The sequence below is a fragment of the Halalkalibacter sp. APA_J-10(15) genome, from assembly GCF_023017105.1.
Lineage (GTDB): Bacteria > Bacillota > Bacilli > Bacillales > Bacillaceae_D > Halalkalibacter.
The window spans coordinates 57,926-69,647 of record NZ_JALKEV010000009.1 but is presented as its reverse complement, the minus strand read 5'-3'; the positions used below and the strand labels follow the sequence as shown (position 1 = coordinate 69,647).

Annotated in this window: 8 protein-coding genes; 6 read left to right on the top strand and 2 right to left on the bottom strand. The window is 36.3% G+C overall.

The features are described from left to right. Positions 1 to 94 precede the first annotated feature (94 nt). The 5 genes from asnS to MW695_RS11940 all read left to right on the top strand — a co-directional run bounded on the left by asnS (position 95) and on the right by MW695_RS11940 (position 6,993). Positions 95 to 1,387 carry an asparagine--tRNA ligase gene (asnS, locus tag MW695_RS11960; protein ID WP_247105557.1) on the top strand — a complete coding sequence of 431 codons (1,293 nt, stop codon included), beginning with the start codon at positions 95 to 97 and terminating at the stop codon, positions 1,385 to 1,387. 133 nt (positions 1,388 to 1,520) lie between these two features. After that, positions 1,521 to 2,225 carry a DnaD domain-containing protein gene (locus tag MW695_RS11955; RefSeq protein ID WP_247105556.1) on the top strand — a complete coding sequence of 235 codons (705 nt, stop codon included), beginning with the start codon at positions 1,521 to 1,523 and terminating at the stop codon, positions 2,223 to 2,225. 11 nt (positions 2,226 to 2,236) lie between these two features. Further along, a complete protein-coding gene (gene nth / locus MW695_RS11950) occupies positions 2,237 to 2,896 on the top strand; it encodes an endonuclease III (protein ID WP_247105555.1) in 660 nt (219 codons plus the stop codon). Further along, positions 2,893 to 3,390, top strand: coding sequence for a YpoC family protein (locus MW695_RS11945; protein ID WP_247105554.1), 498 nt, complete (start codon positions 2,893 to 2,895; stop codon positions 3,388 to 3,390). The genes nth and MW695_RS11945 overlap by 4 nt, the downstream gene beginning before the upstream one ends. Before the next feature lie 9 nt (positions 3,391 to 3,399). Continuing rightward, entirely contained in the window at positions 3,400 to 6,993 is a 3,594-nt protein-coding gene (locus MW695_RS11940; RefSeq protein ID WP_247105553.1) for a dynamin family protein, read from the top strand. Positions 6,994 to 7,073: 80 nt separating this feature from the next. Here the strand turns inward: MW695_RS11940 and MW695_RS11935 are convergent, their stop codons facing one another. Together MW695_RS11935 and recU are read right to left on the bottom strand one after the other, a co-directional pair. Further along, complete coding sequence (locus MW695_RS11935; RefSeq protein ID WP_247105552.1) at positions 7,074 to 9,695, bottom strand: transglycosylase domain-containing protein; 2,622 nt, start codon at positions 9,693 to 9,695, stop codon at positions 7,074 to 7,076. Between the two features lie 28 nt (positions 9,696 to 9,723). After that, positions 9,724 to 10,344: a Holliday junction resolvase RecU gene (gene recU / locus MW695_RS11930; RefSeq protein ID WP_247105551.1), complete on the bottom strand. Its 621-nt coding sequence runs from the start codon at positions 10,342 to 10,344 to the stop codon at positions 9,724 to 9,726. A 141-nt stretch (positions 10,345 to 10,485) separates the two neighbouring features. On the opposite strand from recU, the gene MW695_RS11925 reads away from it, so the two are divergent. Continuing rightward, positions 10,486 to 11,442 carry a DUF2515 family protein gene (locus MW695_RS11925; protein WP_247105550.1) on the top strand — a complete coding sequence of 319 codons (957 nt, stop codon included), beginning with the start codon at positions 10,486 to 10,488 and terminating at the stop codon, positions 11,440 to 11,442. Positions 11,443 to 11,722 lie beyond the last annotated feature (280 nt).

Here is an 11,722-nt window from a genome sequence, read left to right as displayed (position 1 = left end):
TCAAACCTTTTCTTTTTTTGTTTTCACTTTTCTTTTCGAAGGAGAACGGGAATGGTTATAATAAATGTAGATGATTATAATTGGAGGGTATACATTGAAAACAACGATAAAAAAAATAGGGAAATTTTCTAATGAAGAAGTGACAATTGGCGTTTGGTTAGCTAATAAACGTTCAAGTGGTAAAATAGCATTTTTGCAATTACGTGATGGAACTGGATTTATTCAAGGTGTAGTAGTTAAAGCTGAAGTTGGTGAAGAATTATTCCAAAAAGCGAAATCTCTCACACAAGAAAGTTCTTTATATGTTTCTGGAATCGTTCGAGAGGATGACCGAGCACCGTCTGGGTTTGAATTAACCGTAACGTCTATCGATGTTATTCATCAATCAGAGGGCTATCCGATTACTCCGAAAGAGCATGGTACAGAATTTTTAATGGACCATCGCCATTTATGGCTACGTTCGAAACGCCAGCATGCGGTTATGAAAATACGTAATGAAATCATTCGAGCTACGTATGAATTTTTTAATGACAATGGTTTTGTTAAAGTTGATCCTCCAATATTAACTGGAAGTGCACCAGAAGGAACTTCAGAGCTATTTGCGACTAATTATTTTGATGAAGAAGCTTACTTGTCGCAAAGCGGTCAATTGTATATGGAGGCAGCCGCGATGGCGTTGGGTCGCGTATTTTCGTTTGGGCCGACTTTTCGTGCCGAAAAGTCTAAAACTCGAAGACATTTAATCGAATTTTGGATGATTGAACCTGAAATGGCTTTTGTTCAGTTTGAAGAAAATTTAGAAATACAAGAACAGTTTGTATCGATAATTGTTAAATCTGTTTTAGCGAATTGCCAGTTAGAGTTACATGTATTAGGTCGTGATTTAGATAAGCTTGCCAAAGTCCAAGCACCTTTTCCTCGTATAACGTACGATGAAGCCATTTTATTTTTAACGGATAACGGATTTAATGATATTAAATGGGGAGATGACTTTGGTGCTCCTCATGAAACAGCCATTGCCAAACATTATGATCAACCTGTTTTCATTACACATTACCCAACACAATTAAAACCTTTTTATATGCAGCCAGACGCAAACCGTGAAGAGGTTGTACTATGTGCGGATTTAATTGCTCCAGAAGGATATGGGGAAATTATTGGTGGGTCTGAACGTATTCATCAATATGAATTATTAAGAAAAAATATCGAGAAACATCAATTATCAAATGAGGCTTATCATTGGTATTTACAACTACGGCAGTATGGTTCTGTTCCGCATTCTGGTTTTGGATTAGGGCTGGAGAGAACGGTTGCTTGGATTGCTGGTGTAGAGCACGTGCGCGAAACTATCCCTTTCCCACGTTTACTAAATCGACTTTACCCTTAATCATTTCTGCGTTTTTCGAGGCTTGAACAAAAGAGTGTCAGCCTTTTTCAAAGTTCTTTTATAACCTTGAAAAAGTTCGGGGGTCAATGATCTTCAATCTCATGTTATAATAACGTGAAGAGGTGTTTTGCTAATGAACGAAAAAGTATTACAAAAGTGGACGACTCAACGTTATATAACAATGCCTAGTCTATTATTAAAGCATTATAAAGACCTTCATTTAAAAGAAGATGAATTAGTCATTTTGCTGCATATTCAGTCGTTTCTTGATGAAGGGGAACTATTTCCAACTGCAGATTTAATTAGTGAACGAATGAATATATCGTCGTCATTGTGTTCAAATATGGTAGGAAGGTTATTAAAATATCAATTCGTATCCATTGAGAAGCAATGTGATGACAATGGCATTATTTATGAGATGCTAACTTTGGAGCCTTTATGGATAAAGTTAATTGATGTATTAAAAGGCGAACAAATCCAACATTCAGAAATGTCCAAGCAACAGGAAGAAGGACAATTATTTAAGCGATTTGAAGAAGAATTTTCGCGTCCGCTTTCGCCTATTGAAGTGGAAACTTTATCAATGTGGATCGACCAAGATGGTCATTCACCGAAAATGATTGTTGCAGCACTTAGAGAAGCAGTTGTTTCAGGAAAATTAAATTTTCGATATATTGACCGTATTTTATTCGAATGGAAGAAAAATGGAATAAAGACAATCGAACAAGCTAAAGAACAAGGTGAGAAATTCAGAAAATATAAACAACCATTAAAGCAGGAGCAGGTAAGAACTCAATTAGATTCTGCCCCTGGTTTTCAATGGCTAGAGCAATCATAAAGGAGTTAACGATGAGTTTAAAGTCTAAAAAGAAGACGATGGAGGCAATAGATGTTATTGCTGAATTATTTCCAGAAGCTGAATGTGAACTAGTCCATTCAAATCCATTTGAGCTTCTCATTGCTGTCGTACTGTCAGCGCAATGTACGGATGCCTTAGTCAATAAAGTAACCCCTCAATTATTTAAAAAATATCAAAAACCCGAAGATTATATTCAAGTTCCATTAGAAGAGCTTGAACAAGATATTCGTTCTATCGGTTTATTTCGAAGCAAGGCAAAACATATAAAAAAACTATCACAATCTTTGTTAGAATCATATAACGGTGAAGTTCCTAAAGCTCGCGATGAACTCATTAAATTAGCAGGAGTCGGTCGTAAAACAGCCAATGTTGTCACGTCGGTTGCTTTCGGTGTCCCTGCAATAGCTGTTGATACACATGTTGAACGAGTATCAAAACGTTTAGGAATTTGCCGCTGGAAAGATTCTGTTCGAGAAGTAGAAGAAACATTAATGAAGAAAATCCCTCAAGAACGTTGGTCAGATTCACACCATCAATTAATTTTTTTCGGACGGTATCATTGTAAAGCGCAATCTCCTAAATGTATTCAATGCCCGTTAGTGGATATGTGTCGAGAAGGAACGAAACGAATAAAGAGAAACGTATCATGATTACCAAAGAATTTAACTATGAACCCTTTTTTGGGACATATACGTGGAAATTAGAAAAAGGGGAGCTATCTACAGTGATAAGCTCATTCCCTTTTTATTTTGATTTAACAGAATATCAAGCACCTTGGCTTCAATTTGAAATAGTTGAAAACGACTTAATTCGTTTATCAGAATTACAATTAGAAGAAGTCAAACTATTAAGAAAAAGAAATGATCAAGCTCAGCTACACCTTAAAATGACTCTTCTCATTGCTTTATACATTGATTTCATGTTTTGGGCGAATGGACAGAAGGTTTGCCAACTAGGGAATGGATTGTTCACTGATGTCGGACAGCTCACTTATAAACCGTATAACTGTGGCGAACGCTTAACGTTTGTTCTAGAAAATATCATTCATTTTCAAGCGATTGTACAATTAGAACATTTATTTTCCGAACAGCGTAAGAAAAATGCTAAAATGAAAATAGTAAAAGAAAGTACTAGAAAAAAGTAGGTGGAGTGGATGATTGAAACGTTAGAACGTGTTATTCGAGAAACCGAACAAGAAAAATTAAAAAAAGTGAAAATTCAAAATAAAGTTCAAGAACAATCGTTTCAGGTTGCCTTTTGTGGACATTTTTCTGCTGGAAAATCGACTGTGCTTAACCAATTAATGGAAAATGAATTACTCCCAACTAGCCCCATTCCAACAAGCGCGAATATTATTCGTATTCAAAATAGCTCATTAGGACTAACCGTTCAAAATAAAGAGGGGGTTGAACAAAAATGGGATGGTGAAATTCCATGGGAACAGGTGAGGAATTTCGGAATGAATGGAATAGATATTCATTCGATTACCATTTCTGCACCATTGCCATTTTTGAACGAAAGAAGCATGATATTCGACACCCCTGGTGTTGATTCGACTGATCCGACCCACCAAGAAGTAACAATGGAGGCTCTTCAAGAAACTGATCTTATCGTTTATGTAATGGAATATAATCATGTACAATCTGAAACAAACTTAAATTTCTTGAAGCAATTAACAGAAGAAAATAAACCTATTTATATCATCATTAATCAAATTGATAAGCATGATGAGCATGAATTATCGTTTAAACATTTTGATCATTCAGCGCGAGAAACGTTAAAAAACTGGGGGATTCATTATTTAAAGTTAGCGTATACAAGTATGAAAGCGCATGACCACCCATTAAATGAGTGGTCAGAAGTAGACAAGGATATAAAAACGTTGTTATATTTCTCTAAGGATTTAGTACCATTAGCGAATAAACGTTTATTACAAGCCTTTTATTTACGTCTCATGCTACGATTAGAGGATGATCGGAATGAAGCCATTCAAGAGATAAAGGATAAAATGCTTGATTCAGGATTGAATCCTAATGATATACGTGAACGAGAAGAACTATTGAATAAGCTTTCTGATTTGGATGAGGCAAAAGCACGTCTTGAACAAAGTTTCACAAAACAGTGGAATGATTTAGTTAAGAATGTTACCCTTTTCCCTTATACGACAACGGAATTAACAAGACAGTGGCTTGAAGCTATGGAGCCAAGCTATCGAGTTGGTTGGTTATTTTCAAAGAAAAAAACCAACCAAGCTCGACAGGAACGGTTGCAACGATTAAAAAATGAACTAGAAGATAAAATTCAAAGTTTAATCGTCTTTCATCTTCAGGCTCTTTTTCGTTCGTATGATCTTAATCATTTGACGAACCGTCAAGAAGTTGAGACTGCGATTGAAAAGCTAACCATTTCTTTAGATTTTGACTTTTTTACTCATTCAGTACAACAAGGTCCGAAAAATCGTGATTATGTTTTTACGTACACAAAGGAAAGAGCGAAAGAAATTGTATCTAGAATAAAACGCCAGGCTATTCATGTATTAGAACTCATCCAAATTGGAATGGTGAATTATTGGGATCATGAAAGAAATAGAGTGTCAGAAAGAATGAATGAACTCCGTGTTGTCGAACAATATGTAGACGAAATGAATGAACGAAAGAAACGGTATGATGATGTCATTGCAGAATATGCTCACGAAGCTTCGCAATACAAAGATGAGAATAAATATGAGTCGACGTTGACAAGAACTATGGAACGATCACTTCCTACTTTCGACCAACATGAGTGGGGCGAAATGACTCTTCCAAATGAGAGTGTGATCGGAGTCGTCGAACAAGAAGGAAACGATGAATTAAACGATCACTTTGATGAGAAAGAAGCGGTGAAGTGGCTAAAAGAACTAAAAAGTCATTTTCAAAATGCTGGACACCCTGCAGTCACTGAGGAAAGAAAAGAAATTTTGAAACGAATTAAGCGATTTGAAAATCGTACGTTTACGATTTCTTTGTTCGGTGCGTTCAGTGCAGGAAAATCTAGCTTTGCTAATGCATTACTTGGCGACCATGTGTTACCTGTTTCACCGAACCCAACAACGGCAACGGTCAATGTCGTAAAACAATCGAATCACGAGCATGAAAGTGGTACAGCTCTTATTGAAATGAAATCCGAACAAACGATTAGGAAAGAAATAGAATTAGTTTCTAAGCAATTGGAAGTAGACGTGTCGTATGAGACGATTCAGAAGTGGGATCACACTAAATATACAGCAACGTCAAAATGGCAAAAAACGTATCATGCTTATTTAGCAATGGTGAAAACAGGCTTGAATGAGCAAGAGGACTTTTTGTTAGATGAATCGTATTCTGTCCCGTTAAATGATGTGAGTCCATTTATTGCAAAAGAAGAACGCGCATGTCTTGTGCAGAAGGTGACAATTTTTTATGATTGTGAGTTGACAAAAAATGGTGTTGTCTTAGTAGATACTCCTGGAGTCAATTCAATACATGGTCGACATACTCAAGTAGCATTTAAACAAGTACAACAATCAGATGCCATTTTCTATGTGAGTTATTACAATCATTCGTTCTCAAAAGCTGATCAATTGTTTCTACAACAAATGGCTAAGGTCAATGATGGTTTTAGAGAAGATAAGCTATACTTCATATTAAACGCGTCTGATTTGGCTAGTAGTGAATCAGAATTAAATGGCGTAAGAAATCATGTTATACAGCAGTTAAAAAATAATGGCATATCTGAGCCGCGTTTATTTGCTTTATCGAGTAAAAAAGGATTAAGTGGAAAACAATCAAATGAACCTGATGATGCTTTTCAAAACTTTGAACGTACATTCTATGCTTCAACCATTAATGATATTCTTAAGCTTAGTTATATGTTAATCGTTGATGAAATAAAGAAATACAAAGAAATATTAATAGAAAGTATTGACTTAATTCAATCTGAAAATGATAAGAAGGAAGAGAAAGAAAAAGAGTTACATGCAAAGCTAAAGCTTTGGAAAGAAGAGGTATCGAATACCTCCTATGATGTCATTTCACAGCTTAGTAAGCAAGAACTACAACAGTTATTCGTTTATTTAAGAGAACGGATCCGTTTTCAACTTAATGATAACTATCAAGATATCGTCAATGTAACAACGGTTACAGGTGATAACAAACGAACACAAAAACTAACGTTACGTTCTGCTTTAGTAGAATGGCTAAATGAAGGAGATCATTTTATTAAACAAGAGCTACAGGCGACATTTGTTCGTATTGATGCGAAGGTTCAGCTTTCTGTAAATGAGTGGGTAGACTTGCTAATGGCGAGAATACAAAAAGATTTTCAATCATTGAACCGTCCGGTCGAAGACATGCACCATTTTCAAATAGACATTAGGTCAAGACGTTTTTTACAAATTGAAATAGATCGATATATCCAACAATTTCATTCACTACGTCGATTTCTTGAAGAGGGTGAAAATAGACGTTGGAAGGAAGAGTTGGTTACTAAAGGGACAGAGCATGTTCAGGAGCAATTAAAAGCTTGTGAAGATGAAACCATTATCCATTTGCATTCATTTATTGATCAATATGTAGCAAATATAAAAGAACAATTTTATGATAAATTACAACGTCAGTCTGACCGATTCTATTCATTAATGAATGATACACAATTGGATATATTGTTTATGGAAAAAAAGAAAGTAAATCAATTCATTAAAGATGGTGTCTCACAACTTGAAAATGATTGAATAAAAATTGTAAAGCAGTCCTAAAGGTTACATACTGTATCCTTTAGGACTGCTTTTATTTACATTTAGTTACTGCTATATTATTCAGTTGTGTCTTCTTCTTCGTTCGTATCATTATCATTATCGCCGTCGTCGCCATCACTAGAAGGAGGGGAATCATCATTATTCGTATCATCATCTCCGTCCCCATTCGATCCATTACCATTGCCAACATTATTAGTAGGATCAGGTATATCATCGTTAGGGTCTTCAACATCAGGATCTCCTACAGGATCTTCATTATCCGGTACATCAGGTTCATCATCATCTGGATCATCAATCACTGCTTCTGGAATTTCTATCGTAACGGACACAGGATCACTTTTTAAGTTCGAATGGTCATCGGAAAGGGCAGTAACATAAAATTGATACGTAGCACCTTCATCAGGAGAACCGTAAATATATTGCATATCTTTCTTTCGGTCTAATGTTTGTAGGTCACCACCATCAACAGAAACTTGAATTTCAAATGTGACTTGCTCTCTAAATTCATCTGGATAATTCCAGCTCATTATAATTTGATTCGAGCTTTCTTCATAGTTCGCCATAAGATCACTTGGTGATTCAATGTCGATAAATTCTTCAGATACTCTAGTCGGCTCATTACCACGTACAAATAATTCATAAACAATTTCACTGCTTGGCGTGAAATCACTTGGTAGTAAACCTGTGGAACGTTCTACGCCAACACGGACAACGGAGTTCGGCATTGTGAAATCTGGTGTTTCAATATTAGATGATACTTCCTCAACAACTGCCTTAAATATTTGCTGAGCAATTTGTCTAGATGAATCTTGACTAGGGAAGTAATTGTCCTCCGAATGCTGGTTAAATCCTGTCCAAACAGCTGCTGTATATCTAGTCGTATAACCAGCAAACCAAATATCTGGAGCAGCATTTGCTGGAATATTATATTGATCCCGAGTGTCTTGATCAAAGTTTGTTGTACCTGTCTTACCAGCCATAGGTAAACCTGAAATATTAGCCGTCCCACCAGTTCCATCTGTAACGGCTGTTTTCAACATGTCAGTAACCATATAAGCCGTATAATCACTCATTGCCATTTGCGATTCCGGTTCAAATTCTAACACGCGACCATCTGGAAATTCGACTTTTCTAACAGAGTATGGTTGTGTATATGTTCCATTATTTCCAAAGGCCGCATAAGCACCTGCTAAATCTTTCGTTGAAAGCGGAATAGCACCTAACCCGTACGATTCATGCATCGTGTCAATAGACATCCCGAGTTGCTCCCCAAATTCTTTTGCTCTATCCGTTCCAACCTCTTGTAATGCTTTAACGGCGGGAACATTTCGCGAAGCGGCTAAAGCTCTTCTCATAGACATTCGACCTTGGAATGTACCGTCAAAGTTATTAATTTCAGTACCATCCGAATACGAATGTGGTTCATCTGTAATCATATGACCAGTGGACCATTGTAAATATTCAATGGCTGGTCCATAGTCAAGTAGTGGTTTAGCAGTTGAACCAATTTGACGTTTTGCTTCAGTCGCATAATTAAACCCTCTTTGCTGACCGGAATCCTCACGACCACTTCCAACTGCTTTAATTTGACCAGTTTCAGTATCTAACAGTGTAATAGCAGCTTGGAAATCTTCGTTATCAGGATAATTTTGAATATAATCACTCGTTTGTAATACCTCTTCAACATGCTCCTGTGCATGTGTATCTAACGTTGTGTACACCTTCAAGCCAGAATTGTAAATATCACTGCTTGTAATGCCATCAATTTCTTCTAATTCATTCAAAACAAGATTATAAAATGCTTCGTAGGCGTATGCCTCGCGTTCTGTTACATCTAGTTGGTCTTCAATTGAAATCGCCTCAGCCTCAGCAGCTTCTTCCTCCGTAATCTTACCGTGCTGGACCATTAATGATAAGACTAAATTACGTCTACTCTCAGCAGCCTCTGGATTTACAGTTGGATCGTAGAAGCTTGGACGTCTTGGAATTCCTGCTAGTAGCGCAGCATCAGCCAAAGAAAGCTCTTCAACGGTCTTGTTGAAATATCGTTGTGATGCTAGCTCAATTCCATAAACACCTGATCCTAAGTAAATTTGATTTAAATACATTTCAAGTATTTGGTCTTTTGAAAATTGCTGTTCTAATTTAATCGCTAAATACTGCTCTTGAATTTTTCGAGTCATTAATTTGTCATTTTCTAAAAATAAATTTTTGACGAGCTGCTGTGTAATCGTGCTCGCACCTTCCGCTCCAAATCCATCTGTAATATTTGCTGCAACAGCACCAAACAGACGGCGAATATCGATACCAAAATGATCTCTAAAACGGATATCTTCTACAGCGATAAATGCATCTTGGACGACAGGAGGGACGTCACTTATTGATACATTCATCCGTCTCTCAGACGATTCAAGCTGAGAGATAAATTCATCATTTTGGTCGTACATGAGAGCCCCTTGAGTTAGCATTATTTTTTCTTCATCCAATTCAGGCGCATTACTAATGATTGCAAAAACAGTAATTCCCGTTGCAATGATTGCTACTGCGATGGCAATTGCAGTAGCGATAGCAATTTTCTTTATAAGCTGTTTTTTTGATTTCCCCTTATTATTATTACTATTTTGTTTTTTCTTTTGGGCTTGACGACGCGCTTGCCTTGTGTTCAGTTGATCTGACATCGTTCATTCTCCCTTTCTTATTCATTCATTATGACTCGTCCATGAAGTAGATCGAATCAATCACCTCTAAATAATCAATACGTGGATGATATCCTATTTTAATCAAATGACCATAAATTTCAATATCTTTTTTACGAATAGATTTACGATCGGTTTCTTTTTTTCGATAAAACGTAATAAGATGCTTAGCTTCTAGCAAATAAATTTCCTCAGCAAAAGAGAAGCGAAGTATAACAAATGCAATGCCGTCATGTTGAATAACTTGTTCCATATGATCGACTTGATGTTCATGAAAATTACTTAACGGAAAGGAGGATTTATTTTTTGTTTCTTTAGCCTCGAAATCGATATAACGTCCACGATATACGCCATTATAATCTGTGGTCGACGCTTGTTTAAAATAAGCTTCTTTAATAACCGCAGCACTTCGCTTTGGGTAATCAACATGAACAATTTGAACTGGAGTTGGCTTTTTATGAATAATAGCACGTCCATCCGCTAAATAATATTGATTCGCCATGTTTAAATCGTCTTCAAGTGTCATTCCTCGATTACTATACAAAGTAGTGGGTTTACTTCTTTTTTTTGAAGCGTTATTTACGACATTTCCTTGATTGAATCTTTTCCCGTTTGGATAATGAATTGCCACGCGAAATCACAGCCCTTCCAAACTGATATGCATTCTTGAAAGTAGACAGAACTAAAATGGATGAATAATCTTCATCACATTATATTACCATAAGTTGCAAAGCAATGTTGTAGAACTTTCAAGGAGATCAGGTGAAAAATGATGAAAAATCATGTAGTTCAATCTATTTTAAACGAAACTCATAAAGGGAACGTAGATAATATTTCACGCACTAGATTTTATTTCAATTTTTATAAAAAACATCCTGAAATAAGGTGGGCATTACTAGCAAGTATGGTTTCAAGAAACGCCGGCTGGAATATAACGGACTTATCAAGCAAATGGTTTCAACAACTCATTTCTAAAGAGCATCGCGCAATTTTGTTTAAAACTTATGAAAGAGCGAATTGGACAATCTTTGCTGATGCGTATCCTCAACTTCTCTGGTATGAATATATAAAAAAAACGAAGAAATCCGATCTAGCTATTTTGAAAAATTTAAACGTATCCCAATTTATGCAAAAAGAATGGTTGTATTTCTTAGAAAAACGTGATGAAGAACAGTTATGTATCGCCCTCATTATTAATGAACAATTCATTCTTCAACAAACTGTTATTGAACAAGAGCTATACCGAAAAAAGGTCTTCTCAACGGCTTTATATTGGATAGAAGAACATGGTCATTTCAGCTATGTGTTATTTCCTACTACTGATGGGCGCCTGTACGGTTATTATATAAGAAAGTTTACAAAAATAGAGAAACGAATTACATTAGGCAAACATTTAATGAACCTTCTTTTTCATCCTGAACTGAGAGGCGACTTTTATCATTTTGCTTCTACTATTGAACCAACCGGATCTCGAAAAGAATATAGGAGTCATTTAAATTGGTCTACATCGAATACTAGTCCTTATTTACGAGTAGCATTTCCGATCGTTCATCATCATTGGAAATGCAAAAAAGATTGGAGCTTGCAAATGAATGGACACCGATTTATGAAAAAAGGAAAGATAGCTGTACCTAAAGAAATTAATAAGTGGGTACAGAGAAAAGAGCTAGAATTAGGGCTAGTAGTAAAGGCTTCTTTACTCGTAAGTGGTTATAAAGTGAAAGGATAAGAAGTTGTCCCAAAAATAGATAAGATTTGAACAGATCATTACTAGTATGGATAAAGAATGTTTATCCTAAGTCCCTACATAGAAAGAGGCTGGGACAAAAGTGGTTTAACTAAAAGAAAAGCCGAACAATGATAGATGGTGGACGTAAACCGCTCCTGAAATATACTTCGCTTTCCGCGGGAAGCCGGTGAGCCTCCTCGTGCTTCGCACTGCGGGGTCTCACCCTTGGCTTTTCATCCCGCAGGAGTCTACGTATATTTCATCCGCTACGTTCATCTTT